Origin of the sequence: Legionella lytica (genome assembly GCF_023921225.1) — a bacterium.
Lineage (GTDB): Bacteria > Pseudomonadota > Gammaproteobacteria > Legionellales > Legionellaceae > Legionella > Legionella lytica.
Map to the genome: position 1 here is coordinate 965326 of NZ_CP071527.1, position 16640 is coordinate 981965.

The following is a 16640-nucleotide window of genomic DNA, read 5'->3' on the forward strand; positions in this document are numbered from 1 at the left end:
AAGACCAGGTGGCTCAATATTTTTTCTCTTCTGGGGCTAATTTTAAATATGAAACTCTCCTTGGTTCCTGAACGAAAAATATTTACAGTGAAAAACACGGTGACCCGGTTTATACTTTTGATTTTACAGCCTTATAGTGAGAGCGCTCATGGATTTGAGAATTGACAATACCCCATTCAAAGCCTTATTCCAGCCTTTAGATTTAGGCTTTACTCAATTAAAAAACCGTTTATTAATGGGTTCAATGCATACGGGCCTTGAAGAGGATAAGAGAAGTTTAAATCGCTTAGCGCAATTTTATCGCGAACGTGCGTTAGGAGGGGTTGGCTTAATCACCACGGGTGGTTTTGCTCCGGACAGAGCTGGGCGTTTAGCTCCTTTCTCTGCAAAATTGACCAATAGCAAAGAACAGCAATTGCATGAGTTGGTTACGCAGACTGTCCATGATGCAGGCGGAAAAATTTTGCTTCAGGCTTTGCATGCAGGGCGTTATGGGTTTCATCCTTTTATCGTAGCCCCTAGTGCAATTAAATCTCCCATTAGCCCGTTCAAACCTTGGGGTATGAGCAAATACCGAATTAAAAAAACCATCAAACATTTCGCGCGTTGCGCACGTCTGGCCCAATTTGCTGGGTATGATGGGATTGAAATCATGGGGAGTGAGGGCTATTTAATCAATCAATTCATTGTTACCCATACCAATCAGCGTACGGATGAGTGGGGCGGTAGTTATGAAAATCGGATGCGTTTTCCTGTTGAAGTAGTGCGTAGTGTGCGTGAAGCAGTAGGTGAGAAATTTATTATTGTTTATCGTCTATCTATGTTGGATCTTATCAACGATGGAAGTAGCTGGGAAGAAGTGGTGCAATTGGCTAAAGCCATTGAGCAAGCAGGAGCGACCATAATTAATACCGGTATAGGATGGCACGAAGCGCGTATTCCAACTATCGCCACGATGGTACCTGAAGCAGCATTTACTCCGATAACCAAACACTTAAAGCCTGAAATCAGCATTCCTGTAATTACCTCGAATCGCATAAATACGCCAGAGCTTGCTAATCAGCTGATTGAGTCAGGAGTGGCAGATATGGTTTCTATGGCAAGACCCTTTTTAGCCGATGCGCAATTTGCCGAAAAAGCTAAACTCGGGGAAAGCAGAGCGATTAATGTATGTATTGCCTGTAATCAGGCATGTTTGGACCGTATTTTTGTTAATAAAACTGCTTCTTGCTTAGTCAATCCTCGAGCATGTAATGAAAGTGAGTTGATTTATGAAGAAACCTCTGAACCTAAATCAATTGCGGTAGTTGGCTCTGGGCCTGCTGGTTTAGCCTTTGCTGCAGTTGCCGCTGAGCGTGGTCATAACGTCACAGTTTTTGAGAAAGCCGAGCAAATTGGTGGGCAATTTAATTTAGCGAAAAGAATTCCAGGTAAAGAGGAGTTTCAGCATACTTTGGATTATTTTAAGTATCAGTTAGAAAAATATGAGGTAAACGTGCTTCTGAAAACCGAGGCAACCGTTGATAAATTGAAAGATTTTGATGAGATTGTTTTGGCAAGCGGTATTAAACCGCGTACTCCAGATATTCCCGGAATAGATCATCCAAAAGTTGTAAGTTATATCGAAGTGATCAGCGGTCAAAAATCAGTAGGAGAGCGTGTAGCGATTATTGGGGCTGGTGGAATTGGTTTTGACGTTGCTGAATTTTTAACACATGAATCTCATACTTCTGCAGCAGAATTTTATGATGAGTGGGGCATTGATGTGACAGGGATGCACCGAGGAGGCATTAAACCTGCGCAAGTAGCTCCAAGCCCACGAGAAGTTTATTTATTGCAACGTAAAAAAGAAAAATTGGGTAAGCGGTTGGGTAAAACTACAGGCTGGGTTCATCGCCTGAGCTTGAAACATAAGCAAGTCCAAATGCTTTCCGGGGTGACTTATGAACGGATAGATGATGAAGGCTTGCATGTGCAGATCGACGAAGTGCGCCAGCTTTTAGCTGTAGATAACGTGGTAATTTGTGCAGGCCAAGTTGAGTTTGCTGCATTGCAGGGTCCACTAAAAGAAGCTGGTAAAATAGTGCATTTAATAGGTGGTGCTTATAAAGCTTTAGAACTTGATGCACGTCATGCGATTGATCAAGCTTGTCGTTTAGCCGCGTTAATATAACGGTTAGGTGTAACCTGGTTCCTAGCAACCAGGTCACACCATTACTAACTTGCAAAAGTTAAACCTCTCGTATTCAACGAAGTCATAATACAGGTGATTGGGAGTTAATGGATAACATACCCGCTGATTGTATTACTATTTGCGTTAATAACATAAACAAATAAACCATTAGGAGTCACGATTATTGCCGAGGGTCCATTGGCGGTGGCATAAGGGCCGTAGGGTAGAATTGATAATAATCCCGAAGTTGGATCAACACTACTGGCAATGATTAAGTCATCTTGATAGCGTGTATCATAAGTAAATTTATCATCAGGCGTTAAAGCAATGCCTGATGCTGCGGTATCTGGCATGATGGGAGTTACATCAGTTAAGGCTCCCGTTGTAGAATTTGCTGAATAAATCCAAATTGAGGTGTTAAACTCAGAGGTTTTCAAGCCAGGTCCATTACCTGCTGCCACATAAATAAAAGAGCCTGTAGAGTTTGTAATAATTGATGTAGGGTAGGTTCCTGTTTGATATGGGCTACCAGGGAGAGCAGTTAATGCTCCGGTACTTTGATCAATACTAAAGGCATCAACTTTACCACCGCCGAACGCACTAAAATAATCAATTACATAGAGGAACTGGCCATTAGGTGACGAGGTGAGGCCTTGGGGTTGAGAGCTGCTTGGGGGGACAGAAAAAGGACTTCCTGCAATTGCTGTTAATACTCCAGTCGTGGAGTTGACAGTATATGCTGAAACAGTGTGTCCGTTTAGGTTGGCTACATAGGCAAATTGCCCATTTGGGGTGAATCCAATAAACACAGGGGTTGATGATCCCGTAGGGTAGCTATTTACAAATGTTAGAACACCAGTAGTTTGATTAATAGCAAATTGTGCAACAAGGTTATTTGTAGAGTCCGTAGTATAAACATACTGACCATTAGGGCTTACAGCTATGCCAGCATAATTATCACCTGGATTGTAAGGGCTTCCTGCTAGTGGGACTAAGACACCTGTGGTGGGGGTAATTAAATAACCTGTTACACCACTCCCATAGTTTGCAACGTAAAGAAATTTACTATTTGGTGTTGCGGCAAGATTACTTGGATTTCCGGTTGGAAATGGACTTCCAGGAATAGGTACTAATGCTCCTGTTTGTGGTGTTGAACATTGAAGTGCATTAATGTTAAAAAAGGTCGCGTTTGTATTACTTCCTTTAACCACTACATTAGGCACATAATATGCACTTGGGGTATTCGAGGTGAATGATATAGTGCAACTAGCGTTAGGTTTTAATATTGACGGACAGTGGTTATTTTGTATTACGGAACTTAAATAATTTGTATCTGAGGAAGAGGCTGCTATATTTCGTGCGTTCACGATGGAATTATTAGTAACAGTAACGAAACCAGGGGGGTTGACGCAACTTGTCGTGCCAATATTGATAGTACAGTTTTGAACGAAATTGGAGCAGATGGTTGCGCTTCGATCGTTAGCAGCTACCGATAATTCAGCAATGGCGTCGGAGCCTTTGTTGTCTAATGTTTTAGCTAAAGTAGGCACTTCGGCAGAAACGTATTGTGTAAATAGGAGGAGCAACCCAAATAACCCTTTGTTTATCATGATAAAAATCCCTAGTTTAATGTTACTTTGTTTCCTAATGAACGTAACAAGGAGTAAAGTAAAGACAAAATATAATTCATAAGCCCGATGAATATTAATAATAATTTCAAATTTTTAATAGTTAAATTTGAATTAAATGTAACAAATATAGTGCATCACACTGGTTATTTTGTTATTATACTGAGCAAATTTTATATAGCTCGGCCTTTTTAGGCTATGCATTACACGATTAGGAAGTTTATGATTCAAGATATACCAAACTTTGCCTCCTTTAATTTTTCAGATGCTATAAATAAGGCACTGGAGGATATGAAGTTTACTATTCCATCACCCATTCAAGCTCAAACTATTCCACTTTTGTTGGAAGGAAAAGATATTATTGCCTTGGCGCAAACAGGAACTGGTAAGACAGCAGCTTTTGCTCTACCAATTTTACAAAGCATATCTCCAAGTATTCAAGGTACTCAAGCGTTGATTTTAGCGCCTACTCGCGAATTAGCGATTCAGGTTGCTGAGCAATTCGAATTATTAAGTGCCAGACAACGTGGCGTGACTGTTGCTACCTTATGTGGTGGACAAGAGTATGGCCGTCAGTTAAAACAATTGCGTGCTGGTGCGCAAGTGGTTGTAGGTACGCCTGGTCGTATTTTAGATCATATTGATAAAGGCACTTTGGTTTTAAATAACTTACGTACGTTCATCCTTGATGAAGCTGACGAAATGTTACGCATGGGTTTCATTGAAGATATTGAAACCATTATGGCAAAACTCCCAGAGAAAAAACAAATTGGTCTGTTTTCAGCAACAATGCCACATCGTATTCGTCAAATTGCCAATACTTATTTACAAGACCCTGTTTCAGTTGAAATTCGTGCAGAAACTGCAACAGTAAAAAGCATTGAACAGCGTTTCTTGTTTGCTGCGGGTTATCAAAAACCAGATGCATTATTACGTGTTTTAGCGGTTGAGGAATATCAAGGCGTAATTATTTTCGTGCGTACCAAGAGCAGCACGGAAGAAGTTGCCGAGTTACTGCAGCAGCAAGGTCTGCGTGCTATGGCAATCCATGGCGATATTACTCAAGCCTTACGTGAGCGCATTATTTCTCAGTTCCGTCAAGGAGCAATCGATATTTTAGTAGCGACTGACGTTGCTGCTCGTGGTTTAGACGTTGAACGTGTTACTCACGTAATTAACTACGATTTACCACATGATAACGAGACTTATGTTCATCGTATTGGCCGAACTGGTCGAGCAGGTCGTTCTGGTGTTGCTATTTTGTTTGTTACACCAAAAGAATCACGTTTAATCAGCAGTGTTGAGCGACATACGCGTCAGCGTATTACGAAAGTAACCGTGCCGAACGATCATATGATTCAAGTTGCACGACAACAGCGATTTATGGCAAATATCACGGCGCGTTTAGAGAGTGAACATTTACATTCATACAAAAAGATTGTTGAAGAGTACATTAAAGAAAACGAAGTCTCTGCTGTTGATGTTGCCGCTACCTTGGCCTTATTAATTCATAAGGATCAGCCATGGCAGCAAAAAGAACAATCATTGCCTAAAGCTGCTCGTCCTGAAAGAGAAGGGCGTGGAGAGCGGGGATCTCGATTTGACCGTGAGCGTTCATCCTCACGTTCTGATGATCGTCGTTCTAATGACCGAAAAGGTTTTGGTGAAGGCCGTAAGAAATTTAATGATGAGGGTGGTGCTGAGCAGGATTTATTCCGTATTGACGTGGGTAAAGTCCATGGCGTAAAACCAGGCAATATTGTAGGTGCAATTGCGAATGAAGCAGGCTTACAAAGTCGTCATATTACTGGTCTTAAAATTCATGACGATCATTCTACTGTTCGCTTACCCAAAGGTATGTCTAAAGACGTAGTGAATGATTTAACCAAAGCATGGGTTTGTGGCCGTCAATTAAAATTAACTTTAATTAGTAGTGGCGCTTAATTAGCTATAGAGTGACTCTTCTCCTAATTAAAGGAGAAGAGTTGTTTCTATTTTGCTGCAAAATAGAGTGTTGCTGCCGCTGCGAGTGATGCAGTGAGAATCAAACCTGCCGTTGTAGTTTCAGGAGTAAAAAATTTATAGGGATGGGCTGTTGGTTTCTCTATAACTGGATTACTGTCTTCCGTGCCAATCTTATCAAACTTTATTTGTGCTAGCGTGTTTATAATCGAGCTAATTCGTTGCTTCGGGGTGGTATTAGACGTTATTAAGCTGAAATAGTCTTTTTCAAATAATGTGATTGCTGCATCAATTTGTTGAGGACTTATCGTGGTGTCTTGGCTATAGGAACAGATGGTGCGAAATAGAGTCTCAGAATAGGCTGCACTTACTTGAAGTAATTCAAGCTGCTCCCAATCATTGGCATCAGCGATTTTTGAATTGAGCTGATAACGATGATTATGTGGATCATTTTGAGTAAATGCATGAATTGCATCAGCTAATTTTGTTTCGCAGGAAAGAATCTGATGGAGCAGATTGAGGGATTTTTCGATGAACTCTTGTTCAAATATGGTCATTTAAGGTTTCCTTACCGTAAAAGAAATACTATAAGGATCTTTCGAAATTAGGGCAAGAAGAGGAGCACAGGGTATTTCCTTATGGATAAAGATGTGTTCTTATGTTGGGCTCAGAGGTATTGGGGATCGGTAATGCGAATTAAATAAACAAAAAGATTATTTAATGATATAATTATCGATAAATTTTGTTTTTAAAAACAATCAATTATAATTAAGGGTATACATGAGACTGTTAGCAACTTTAGCTGCTTTTTTATTTTCTGGAATTGTTCTAGCAACACCTCTCCATAATATAGTTGTCTTTGGTGATAGCTTGTCGGATAACGGCAACCTCTACGAATTCATGAATCAACAATTGCCTCCATCTCCTCCTTATTTTAAGGGCCGTTTTTCTAATGGGCTTGTATGGGTAGAACATTTAGCTGCCTCTTATTTTCCTAAGGATCCAGGCGCACATTTATTAGATTATGCTTATGGTGGTGCCGGTGTTTCTTCTGATGAAGAAGATGATGATGTTTTGTTTACTTTAAGAAGAGAAGTAAAAGATTACCTCGCTTCCCACCAAAATAAGGCGAGTGCAGATAGCCTTTATGTGGTGTGGATTGGCTCCAATAATTATTTAGCATTGCCTACCGAAGTTGATAAAACTCTACGTGATGTAAATGAGGGAATTACCGAGAGTTTACAACGTTTGGCTGATAAGGGAGCAAAACATATTTTAGTAGTTAACATTCCCGATTTAGGAAGTACTCCTGCGGCTATTGAATTTGACGCGATTGAAACCATGTCTTACTTTTCGCAAGAACATAACTCGCTATTGAATAACACTCTAGTTAATCTAAAGCAGAAGTATCCTGATGTTGAATGGTTGTTTTTCGATATGAACCAATCGTTTAATGATGTTGTTGCTAATCCACAAGTGTATGGATTTAATAATATTAATGGTTCTTGCATCGATTTAATCAACGATAATTTCGCTAAGAAGTCAGTGCTAAATCTGGTTAGAGCAGCGAAGCCTCAACAGATGAAGAGGGATGCTTGTGACGGTTATTTATTCTTTGATTTAGTGCATCCAACGGCATTAGCTCATGAATTGTTAGCAGATAAAGCTAAAAAAGCACTTGATGAAGCGGGTGTTACGTTTACAGAATAGAACACAATGTAGCCCGTATTTGCTGCAGCGTAATATGGGATCGCTCTTGAATTAGGTCCCGATCCCGTATTACGCTATGTTAATACGGGCTATAAATTTTTTCAGGGACGATATGTATTACATTTTAAGAGCAGTTTTAGCATTTTTCCTCATTATTTCCAGCGCTCAAGCAGAGCAGTTTGAAGTCAAGCTTAATGGCAAGAGCATTCAATTGCCTTATTGGTCTGCATTAAAAGATCCGCATGGTGCCATTGTTGTCGTTCATGGTGGTGAACAGGCGCAGTGGTCTGATTTTTTAGAGTTCGCAGCAAAACATTTATCAGACTATGGTTGGTCTACGGTATTGTTGAATTGTGATCAAGGTAGCACCGAGCCATGGGTCAAAGCACTTCCAGAAGTAATCAATACATTACGCCAGCAAAAAAATAATCGCATTGTGGTTCTTCATTACGGAGAGCAAGTAGGGCAAACCTTAGCTGCCTTTGATAAACAAGGGGGAATTGAGGGCTTGGTGTTACTTTCTGCATATGATTTATCCAACGCAGATGCTAAAAAAGAGGATAAAAAAATCGAGATAAAAGTTCCTTTATTCGATATTGCGGGTCAATTTGACTATGCTGCGGTCCTTGAGCAAATGAAGGAGCGCCAAAGGACGTTTGCACAAAATAAATATACCTCTATGCAAATACCCGGAGCGAATCATGACTATGAATACAATCAACCTATGGTGATATCATTTATCAGCGGTTGGATGCAAAAACTAACTGAAAATAAACCTAAACCTCCACCAGTACTGGTTTCTTATGTTGCATCTATAGCGGCCCTTATTCCTAAAGAAGAGGTCGCTTTGGATGACGAACCAGAAGATTGGACAGGCTACAATAATGATCCTTCAGAACCAACCCAAGAGATTATTGTAGAGAAAAGTTACTAAGGCGTAGCTTGCAACCGTATCTTATGCATATCTCTTAGATGGTACGTGACTTTTCGTGGGCCCAACCAACAATTGGAAGGGCTGAGAAACCTGTCACCATCCTTTACTTTCACAAATCAATTCATAAGCCTTCACAATTTTCTGGGTCTTTTCATTTGCAACTTTAATCATTTCCTGCGGCAAGCCTTTAGCAATTAGCTTATCAGGGTGATTACGACTTAATAAACGACGATAGGCTCGTTTAACTTCTTGCTTGCTCGCACTGGGTGATACTTCCATTAAAGCATAGGCATAGTCTAAATTTGATTTTGAAGGCTTATAGTTATCTTTGCTGTATGACGAATAAGAGTCAGATGAAGACTGATGAGTTTCTTGTTGTTTATGAGCGGAACCAAAATCCTCATAAAAGCGATATTGTTGATGAAAGGGCATAAAACCCAGATGAGAGAAAATAATATCTAAGGTCTGTATTTTTCGAGTAGTCAGACCATCAATTTGTGCTGCCTGATATTGAATGTCGATAAAGACTTTTAATAAATCACGATTATCGTTGCAGGCACGTCGCAGTCTTGAAAGTACACCCATGAGATCAAAATGAGCCCCTTTGCCTTCATTAAATAAACGCATGGCGAGTATTTTTTGTTGTTGGCCCAAATGCATTTCATTCATAATTGAACGTGCCATGTTCAACTCTTCTTCAGTAACACGGCCATCTGCTTTTGCCAGATAACCCATAATTGAGAAGGTTGCCTCAAAAAAGGTCGTTTGTACATTGCTGCGTTTTTCAGTCAAATACAACAAGAGTGGATTTGAAAAATGATTAGCAAGGCCTCTGTCAAAGATATTCCCTACTAAAATACCAAAGATTGCACCTGTGGGACCTGCGGATAAAAAGCCAAAGAATGCCCCGAGAAGTTTTCCCCACCATGTGCTAATTGTAAAAAATTCCTTAAAATTCATTATAGAGAATTACCTTAAAATTAATGCCCGTTCCATTGTATATGGGGGTGAAGCCCTCATCTGCAATAGCCTTATCGCTTTATACCACATTTTAAGTATATACTGTCGGCTTTTAGGTTTGGCTTTATATGCGATTTTTTTACTCTTTTTTAATGTATTTACTTACACCATTTATTGTAGTCCGTTTATGGTGGAAAGGGCGTCGCTTACCAGCCTATAGGGAGCGTATTGGTGAACGTTTTTGTTTGGGAATAAAAGAACACCAGCCAGTTGATGTTTGGGTGCATGCGGTTTCTTTAGGGGAAGTGATTGCAGCGATTCCGTTGATTGATGCCATGTTAGAAAGAAATTGGTCCGTATTTGTTACGACCATGACACCGACAGGTTCTGGGCGAGTGCAAAGTCATTATGGTAATAGGGTAGGGCATCAGTATGTACCTTATGAACTTCCTCTAATTCTTAAACGTTTTTTCAAACAAATTAAACCGCGAGTTGGTTTGATTATGGAAACGGAACTATGGCCTAATTTAATTTATGAGGCACGCGCCGCCAATGTCCCCTTATTACTTGCTAATGCGCGTTTATCTGATGGGTCGATGCAAGGCTATAAGTGGATTAAATTTATTATAAAACCGCTGCTTAATCGCTTTTCGGCTATTTTGCCCCAAGGTGAAGAGGATGCACTGCGCTTTATTGGCTTAGGGGCACAAACAGAGCGAGTGCGGGTTTTGGGTAATATCAAATATGATTTAAAAACGCACAGTATCGATCGCCAAAAATTTATTGAATTAAAAAGTCATTGGGGAGCTGAGCGAGTAGCGGTTATTGCTGCCAGTACTCATGATGATGAAGAAGCACAGATTATTGCTCAGTTACGGCGTCTGCAAGAAGCGATCCCTGATGTAGTCTTACTTATTGCACCAAGACATCCTGAGCGTTTTCAAGAGGTGTACCAGCAGAGTATTCAGGCTGGCTTTAATACCGGATTACGCTCTAATTTAGCTTCGTTAAGTACTGAGAATGAGATTGTGGTATTGGATAGCTTAGGTGAGCTATTAGGAATGTATCAGATAAGTGATTATGCTTTTGTAGGGGGGAGCCTTATGCCTGTTGGTGGGCATAATGTGCTTGAACCCATTGCGGTGAATATTCCTGTTATTAGCGGTACGCATGTTCATAATTTTAAGTTAATTTGCTATGAATTAGAAAAGGCAAAAGCAATAGTCTTAGTGCAACAGGCTAATGAGGTGATCGATGAATTGATTAAGTTGCATACGGATCCTTCTTACCGTCAACAGCTTATTCATAATGCAACCACAGTATTTGAAAAAAACAAAGGTGCGGTCTTAAGACACATACAACAAATAGATAGTCTTTTGCTAAAGCCCTAGGTTGTTCCTGATAAGCAAATCTTCGAATTACCACCATTAAGCTGTGGTAATTCGCTCGATGTACATCTTATTTTAATCCTTAATACACGGTCCTCTATATGCTTCTTTGCTTAACTCTTGAGGTGCTTGTAGAGCTTCATATTCGTCGGTATCAGAATCATCTTCAACCGTAATGTCTGAATCATAATTGGGTATTGATATAATGTTTAATAATGAATTAGGATTCTTTGGATCGTTAAAAGTGATTGCTGCCGGTTCATCACGGATGAAATACTTCTCCAGTGGTTTATGTGCAATTAAGTTGAGAAATATTTGAATACGCATAAAATAATCATGGCTTGCTGGTATTTGTTGCAAAATCATCTTTCCAAGAGGTAAGAGCCAATCATATTCCATGGAAGTACCATCAATTGCCTGTCCGGAAATTAGAGTACTTAATACTTGAAAGATTTTATAAGGGTCAAGATTTGTCGGTGCTTTTCCGGGGTTAATGATCCACTGAGCATTCGGATGCAATTTGCCACGCACACATTGTTGCTGATGATAACAAATATTAGCAAACATCCCCCAGGGAGCTTTTTGGAACGAATTAAGTAATTTATTCAACACGTCCTCAGAATCATCGAAGAAATACGACTGAGCTTCTTTGAATAAGGTTGCCACCAAGCTTAATTGCATATAAATGATGGGAAACTTCGATTCGTAATTGGGTATTCTACGTAGGGCATTGCATGCAGCTACTTGTCCTTCATCATAACTGCCATTATAACAACGCATAATTTCTTCATAAGTTGTTCCAACAGGTAGCTTCTTTACTAAATCATAAAGGGATAAAGGAACTATTTTTACTTCTAAATCTGCAGAGCAGCTCTCAGACGATTTTATCTGCTTGGCAAAATCCAACAAATAATGAAATGCTGAACCATTCTTATTTCTCACCGCGTTGAACATGTCTACATTGCTCGTTTGGCGAGCACTGGATACAAATAACAACAGTAAGTTAGTTCCAGCAGCTTTTTTTATCAATTCATCGATTAATGCCTGATTAGTTTGCGTTACTCTATTATAACGAATGCCAATACACCCATCATAATCTAAATGAACACTCGTCACTTTATTTTGTGAATGTGTTTTGACATCATCCTCGGTAAGAATATAACCTTCCAAATCTTGGTAGGAATAATTTTGCTCACCAGGGTAATTACTCATTTGTTCTTCAGTGATGACAACTTGGTTTTCTTCTTGAGAGGAGAAAGGTACAGCAATACTTGAAAAAAAGCTAAGTCCTGTTTCGAAATTTTCTTCCATTTGTTTTGGTCGCTTATTAATAGAGTTAGATGCTTCTAAATAATCTTGTTTACGTTTCATCGTTGAGCAGTGATAGAAAAAAAGATAGCCATAAAAGTATTTATCTTAAATAAACATTAAGCTAATGGGACATAAAAAAAGTCCGCGTTTTATGTCGCGGACTTTGGATGGATGCGGACACATGTAGATATTAAGAGCCTTGATTTTGTCGCTCTTTGATTTCAGACAATGTTTTGCAGTCGATGCAAAGAGTAGCTGTTGGTCTAGCTTCTAAACGTTTAAGGCCTATTTCTATACCACATGCTTCACAATAGCCGAAATCATCATTTCTCAGTCGTTCCAACGCATCCTCAATTTTTTTAATAAGTTTGCGTTCGCGGTCACGAGTACGTAATTCAATGCTGAACTCTTCTTCTTGACTTGCTCTGTCAGAAGGATCTGGGAAGTTAGCTGCCTCATCTTTCATATGAGTAACTGTGCGATCGACTTCTTCCATTAATGATTGACGCCACGCTAGCAAAATCTTTTCAAGATGGGCTAGCTGCTTTTCATTCATATATTCTTCCCCTTCGCTTTCAATGTAAGGAGAAATTCCCATGCTACCTATCGTGTCATTTTTCACGTTGTATAGTCTCTCATTATTTTTATCAATTAATTGTTCGGTCATTTTAGTCTCCATCCCACTGTCCGCTGGTCTTCTAAATAGTAAACCAATCAAGACGATTTTTACTTATTTGGGATCTTTTCAGAAGGCGGTAGGTATACCAAAAAACTGTTGTATCATCAACAACATTTATCGCCAACCCCCACTTACTCTGTCATGACCCTGTAAATCTTTCCAGCATTGTACGTTTTTGTAGCCTAGTTCATTAAGTATAGCTCTAACTTTTAACTTTTGATCATAACCATGTTCGAGTAAAATCAGGCCATTAGGTAAAAGATAATCATAACCTTGTTCGATAATCAAGTGAAGATCAGCTAATCCATCTTGAGCACTAGCTAAAGCACTTCGTGGTTCAAAGCGTAAATCGCCTTCTTGTAAATGGGGATCTTGCTCGGCAATATAAGGTGGGTTGGAAATAATGGCATGATATTGTCGCTTGGGAAGGGCACTGTACCAATTTGAATGATGGAAGCTTAGGTTTGGCACTTGATGCCGTTGAGCATTTTCTTGGGCGACTTGTAATGCTTCCTGACTAAAATCACAAGCAATAACATTCCAGTTTGGCCTTTCTTTCGCAATAGCAATGGCGATTGCGCCACTTCCTGTCCCTAGTTCAAGAATCCATGCTTGGCTATCCTGAGGTATTTTTTCTAAAGCCAGTTCAACTAATAATTCGGTTTCATGGCGCGGGATTAGCGTATGTGTATTAACCTTTAAATTCAGTGACCAAAATTCACGCTCACCGGTAATGTAGGCAATAGGAATACCTTGAGCTCGCTTTACTAAGAAGCTTTGATAGGTTTCATATTGCTCTTTAGTGAGTAATTCTTCAGGGTGAGCAAACAAATACGCTCTGTTTTTACCCAAGACGTAACAGAGTAAAATCTCGGCCTCGAGCTCAGGGTTATTACCCAAAGCTGCGCGTATGCTAATCATTGCGTCCCAACTCTGCGAGCAGTTCCGCATGGTACTCACGTTGTAATGCATCAATAACCAGGGATAAATTACCTTCCATTACGTCACCAAGTTGGTAAATGGTTAAATTAATGCGGTGATCTGTCAGACGGCCTTGGGGGTAATTGTAGGTGCGAATGCGCTCAGAGCGATCTCCCGTTCCCACAAGTGATTTACGTGTTTGTGCCTGCTCTTGTCGTTGCTTACTTTGTTCCGCATCCAATAGGCGTGTTTTTAACAAGGACATCGCTTTCGCTCGGTTTTTATGTTGCGAACGTTCATCTTGGCATTCAACAACAACACCCGTTGGAATATGAGTGATGCGAATCGCTGAGTCGGTTTTGTTAACGTGCTGTCCTCCAGCTCCCGAGGAGCGGTAGGTATCAATGCGTAAATCATCAGGACTGATTTGAATCTCATCAATTTCATCAACTTCCGGCATAACCGCTACAGTACATGCTGAGGTATGTACACGGCCTTGAGATTCCGTTTCTGGAACTCGTTGTACACGGTGAGCCCCTGACTCGAATTTAAGTTGCGAATAAACTGCAGTACCACTGATGCGGGCAATAACTTCTTTGTAACCCCCATGCTCACCATGACTGGCACTGATTAACTCCAGTTGCCAACCTCGATTCTCGGCATAACGGCTGTACATGCGATACAGATCGCCTGCAAAAATTGCTGCTTCATCGCCACCTGTTCCAGCACGTACTTCAAGGTAAATATTACGCTCATCATCAGGGTCTTTAGGAATCAAATGCCATTGCAGTTGCTCATCTAATTCTTCAATTTGTTTTTTGGCATCATCAAGTTCTTCTTCGGCCATTGCCGCAAGTTCTTGGTCGTTCCCCTCCAGCATCTCTTGTAGGGAGGTCAAATTATTTTGTGCCTCAATATAGGTTTCGTAACAGGTGGCTACAGGTTCTAATTGCGCATATTCTTTGGATAAGGCTTTAAACTGATTCTGATCTGCAATCACCGAGGCCTCAGATAATAATCGCTCCACTTCCTGGAAGCGTTCCAGCATTTGCTGCAGTTTTAACTCAAGAGATTTCTTCATATGATGATTGATAATTTGTTGTATTAAAGAGGTATTGCGCTAGAACAAATAAATCTTCACGCCCATCACGTGCTATTTGTTTTAAGCCGGTAGTGGGGGTATGCGTTAATTTATTAACTAAGCGCTCGCTAAATTCATTTAAAACCGACTGTTGGCAATGTCCTGCAGACAGTTTTTTCAATGCACGTTGTAATTCTTTTTGGGCTAGATGCTGCATCTGTAAGCGATAATCACAAATGACTTTTTTGGCTTTTAGAGAACGTTGTTTGCGCAAGTAATTACTTAACTCTTCGTCGATTAACTGCTCTGCATGCAAGGCTGCCTGGCGTCGTTCTTCCATGCCTTGTTCAATTTTATTTTGTAAATCGTCAACATTATACAAATGCACCTGTGCCAGCTCGGTAATATTGGCTTCAATATTACGTGGAACTGCCAAATCTAAAAAGAACATGGGGGCGGATGCTTTTTGTTGCAAGGCATGAGCAACTAAATCTTTATTGATAAATGGAATGGGGCAGGCTGTTGCCGTGATGACCACATCAACTTCGGGCAAATGTTGCGCCAGGTTGCTGATGGGAATCGTTTTGCCTCCAAAAGTCTGGGCTAGTTTCTCAGCATTTTCCCGAGTACGGTTAGCAACTAGAAAATGGTGCACTCCTTGCTGATGTAAATATTTAGCAACGAGAGCTGCCGTATCTCCTGAGCCAATTAATAAAATACGTAATGATTTATATTCTGCAAAAAATTGGCCAATTTGTTGAACCGCCGCATAAGCTACGGAAACAGGATTGATACCGACACCACTTAAGGTTCTAATCCTTTTTGAAGCATTAAAAATATATTCAAAAATGGGGAGTAATTGAGTCTTTATCGAGCCAAGTTGATTTGCATGTTGATAGGCTTGCTTCATTTGCCCAAGAATTTGGGGTTCACCAATCATCATGGAGTCTAAACCAATAGCAACTCGCAATGCATGTTTTATAGCTTGCTTGCCTTTATGAATATATAAATAAGGGGTTAATTCCTCTGGAGCTAATTGATGTTCACCTGCTAACCAATCAATAAGTACCTGCGTGTCTTTGGCATCGCAATAAATTTCAGTACGGTTACAGGTAGATAAAATCGTGGCTTCACTGACTTCGGGCAGGCTTATTAAGCTATTAAGCAATGAATCTTGGGTAGCCGGAGATAGCGCAACTTTTTCACGCACGTTTATTGGAGCAGTTTTATGATTGAGTCCGCAAGCAACAAACACCATAGAAATATGAATTAGTCTATATTTAAAGTAATCGGGGGATTGTAAACGATTAGTCGCTAAATTTGTAGGGTTTAGCAACAATTCTGCTGTAATGGCAGCAATTAATTGCTTTTCGTAAAGGCAACGGGTTGCGATAAAAGGGATTTAGGAAATGTTTTGTAAAATTAAAGTACAAAATTATTTAGCCGCTAACATACAGTAGAATGCTTTTGCACTATATGTGCTAACTGATGGGGAGACGGTCATGGATATAATCCTTCAAGGCGAACATAGCGGCGATGAGGCAGCGCAAAGTTTAGAACGCGTTTTGCAACTCTTTAAAGAGCGCTATCATATTGCTGCCTTTCGTGAAATTCACCTAACAGTAACATTAATTGATGAGCAGGGAGATGACGTAGAGTTAGTGGATAGTGAATCCAACCAGGCTTATCGTGTTTTTGAGGTGTATCGACAAGGATATGAAATGGGAAGAAGAGGCACTCCTATACTACAATTAGTGGTTGATAATACAAAATAAAGACTTAGTCTATGCAATAGACATCAGCTATGAGCGCTGTCATCCAGACCCCTAGGTTCGAAATGACGTAGGCTTGAGTGCGTTTTTATTGTGAGGCAAGATACCTAGGCATTCTGAA

General features: G+C 40.1%; 14 protein-coding genes. 6 read left to right on the forward strand and 8 right to left on the reverse strand.

Annotated elements, in window-relative coordinates; all coding sequences use genetic code 11:
* Positions 1–148: 148 nt before the first annotated feature.
* Positions 149–2173, forward strand: coding sequence for an NADPH-dependent 2,4-dienoyl-CoA reductase (locus J2N86_RS04320; RefSeq protein WP_252581147.1), 2025 nt, complete (start codon positions 149–151; stop codon positions 2171–2173).
* A gap of 104 nt (positions 2174–2277) precedes the next feature.
* Here the strand turns inward: J2N86_RS04320 and J2N86_RS04325 are convergent, their stop codons facing one another.
* Positions 2278–3783 carry a beta-propeller fold lactonase family protein gene (locus tag J2N86_RS04325; RefSeq protein WP_252581148.1) on the reverse strand — a complete coding sequence of 502 codons (1506 nt, stop codon included), beginning with the start codon at positions 3781–3783 and terminating at the stop codon, positions 2278–2280.
* Positions 3784–4023: 240 nt separating this feature from the next.
* Here J2N86_RS04325 and J2N86_RS04330 point away from each other — a divergent pair, with 240 nt between their 5' ends.
* On the forward strand, positions 4024–5745 hold the full coding sequence (locus J2N86_RS04330; RefSeq protein ID WP_252581149.1) for a DEAD/DEAH box helicase: 1722 nt from the start codon (positions 4024–4026) through the stop codon (positions 5743–5745).
* A 47-nt stretch (positions 5746–5792) separates the two neighbouring features.
* Here the strand turns inward: J2N86_RS04330 and J2N86_RS04335 are convergent, their stop codons facing one another.
* Positions 5793–6320, reverse strand: a complete 528-nt coding sequence (locus J2N86_RS04335) for a hypothetical protein (protein WP_252581150.1) — start codon at positions 6318–6320, stop codon at positions 5793–5795.
* A 223-nt stretch (positions 6321–6543) separates the two neighbouring features.
* On the opposite strand from J2N86_RS04335, the gene plaA reads away from it, so the two are divergent.
* Entirely contained in the window at positions 6544–7473 is a 930-nt protein-coding gene (plaA, locus tag J2N86_RS04340) for a GDSL family lysophospholipase PlaA (RefSeq protein ID WP_252581151.1), read from the forward strand.
* A 112-nt stretch (positions 7474–7585) separates the two neighbouring features.
* Positions 7586–8407: an alpha/beta hydrolase gene (locus tag J2N86_RS04345; RefSeq protein ID WP_252581152.1), complete on the forward strand. Its 822-nt coding sequence runs from the start codon at positions 7586–7588 to the stop codon at positions 8405–8407.
* Positions 8408–8500: 93 nt separating this feature from the next.
* Here the strand turns inward: J2N86_RS04345 and djlA are convergent, their stop codons facing one another.
* On the reverse strand, positions 8501–9367 hold the full coding sequence (gene djlA, locus J2N86_RS04350) for a co-chaperone DjlA (RefSeq protein ID WP_252581153.1): 867 nt from the start codon (positions 9365–9367) through the stop codon (positions 8501–8503).
* Between the two features lie 128 nt (positions 9368–9495).
* On the opposite strand from djlA, the gene waaA reads away from it, so the two are divergent.
* Complete coding sequence (waaA, locus tag J2N86_RS04355; RefSeq protein WP_252581154.1) at positions 9496–10758, forward strand: lipid IV(A) 3-deoxy-D-manno-octulosonic acid transferase; 1263 nt, start codon at positions 9496–9498, stop codon at positions 10756–10758.
* A gap of 72 nt (positions 10759–10830) precedes the next feature.
* On the opposite strand, the gene J2N86_RS04360 is transcribed toward waaA, so the two are convergent.
* The 5 genes from J2N86_RS04360 to hemA form a co-directional block, all read right to left on the reverse strand.
* Positions 10831–12126 carry a hypothetical protein gene (locus tag J2N86_RS04360; RefSeq protein WP_252581155.1) on the reverse strand — a complete coding sequence of 432 codons (1296 nt, stop codon included), beginning with the start codon at positions 12124–12126 and terminating at the stop codon, positions 10831–10833.
* Between the two features lie 130 nt (positions 12127–12256).
* On the reverse strand, positions 12257–12733 hold the full coding sequence (gene dksA / locus J2N86_RS04365) for an RNA polymerase-binding protein DksA (protein ID WP_058533559.1): 477 nt from the start codon (positions 12731–12733) through the stop codon (positions 12257–12259).
* Between the two features lie 126 nt (positions 12734–12859).
* Entirely contained in the window at positions 12860–13666 is an 807-nt protein-coding gene (prmC, locus tag J2N86_RS04370; protein ID WP_252581156.1) for a peptide chain release factor N(5)-glutamine methyltransferase, read from the reverse strand.
* Positions 13659–14747, reverse strand: a complete 1089-nt coding sequence (prfA, locus tag J2N86_RS04375) for a peptide chain release factor 1 (RefSeq protein ID WP_252581157.1) — start codon at positions 14745–14747, stop codon at positions 13659–13661. Before prfA ends, prmC begins: the two co-directional genes overlap by 8 nt.
* Complete coding sequence (gene hemA, locus J2N86_RS04380; RefSeq protein ID WP_252582360.1) at positions 14731–16005, reverse strand: glutamyl-tRNA reductase; 1275 nt, start codon at positions 16003–16005, stop codon at positions 14731–14733. The genes prfA and hemA overlap by 17 nt, the downstream gene beginning before the upstream one ends.
* 244 nt (positions 16006–16249) lie before the next feature.
* Between hemA and J2N86_RS04385 the strand changes: the two genes are divergently transcribed.
* Positions 16250–16522 carry a hypothetical protein gene (locus tag J2N86_RS04385; RefSeq protein ID WP_252581158.1) on the forward strand — a complete coding sequence of 91 codons (273 nt, stop codon included), beginning with the start codon at positions 16250–16252 and terminating at the stop codon, positions 16520–16522.
* The last annotated feature ends 118 nt before the right edge of the window (positions 16523–16640 follow it).

What these genes read in the sequence shown, in the direction of transcription:
- J2N86_RS04325 (WP_252581148.1), bottom strand. Translation starts at nt 3,783, where the DNA reads ATGATAAACAAAGGGTTATTTGGGTTGCTCCTCCTATTTACACAATAC.
- J2N86_RS04345 (WP_252581152.1), top strand. Translation starts at nt 7,586, where the DNA reads ATGTATTACATTTTAAGAGCAGTTTTAGCATTTTTCCTCATTATTTCC.
- J2N86_RS04335 (WP_252581150.1), bottom strand. Translation starts at nt 6,320, where the DNA reads ATGACCATATTTGAACAAGAGTTCATCGAAAAATCCCTCAATCTGCTC.
- J2N86_RS04385 (WP_252581158.1), top strand. Translation starts at nt 16,250, where the DNA reads ATGGATATAATCCTTCAAGGCGAACATAGCGGCGATGAGGCAGCGCAA.
- waaA (WP_252581154.1), top strand. Translation starts at nt 9,496, where the DNA reads ATGCGATTTTTTTACTCTTTTTTAATGTATTTACTTACACCATTTATT.
- dksA (WP_058533559.1), bottom strand. Translation starts at nt 12,733, where the DNA reads ATGACCGAACAATTAATTGATAAAAATAATGAGAGACTATACAACGTG.
- J2N86_RS04320 (WP_252581147.1), top strand. Translation starts at nt 149, where the DNA reads ATGGATTTGAGAATTGACAATACCCCATTCAAAGCCTTATTCCAGCCT.
- J2N86_RS04330 (WP_252581149.1), top strand. Translation starts at nt 4,024, where the DNA reads ATGATTCAAGATATACCAAACTTTGCCTCCTTTAATTTTTCAGATGCT.
- hemA (WP_252582360.1), bottom strand. Translation starts at nt 16,005, where the DNA reads ATGGTGTTTGTTGCTTGCGGACTCAATCATAAAACTGCTCCAATAAAC.
- djlA (WP_252581153.1), bottom strand. Translation starts at nt 9,367, where the DNA reads ATGAATTTTAAGGAATTTTTTACAATTAGCACATGGTGGGGAAAACTT.
- J2N86_RS04360 (WP_252581155.1), bottom strand. Translation starts at nt 12,126, where the DNA reads ATGAAACGTAAACAAGATTATTTAGAAGCATCTAACTCTATTAATAAG.
- prmC (WP_252581156.1), bottom strand. Translation starts at nt 13,666, where the DNA reads ATGATTAGCATACGCGCAGCTTTGGGTAATAACCCTGAGCTCGAGGCC.
- prfA (WP_252581157.1), bottom strand. Translation starts at nt 14,747, where the DNA reads ATGAAGAAATCTCTTGAGTTAAAACTGCAGCAAATGCTGGAACGCTTC.
- plaA (WP_252581151.1), top strand. Translation starts at nt 6,544, where the DNA reads ATGAGACTGTTAGCAACTTTAGCTGCTTTTTTATTTTCTGGAATTGTT.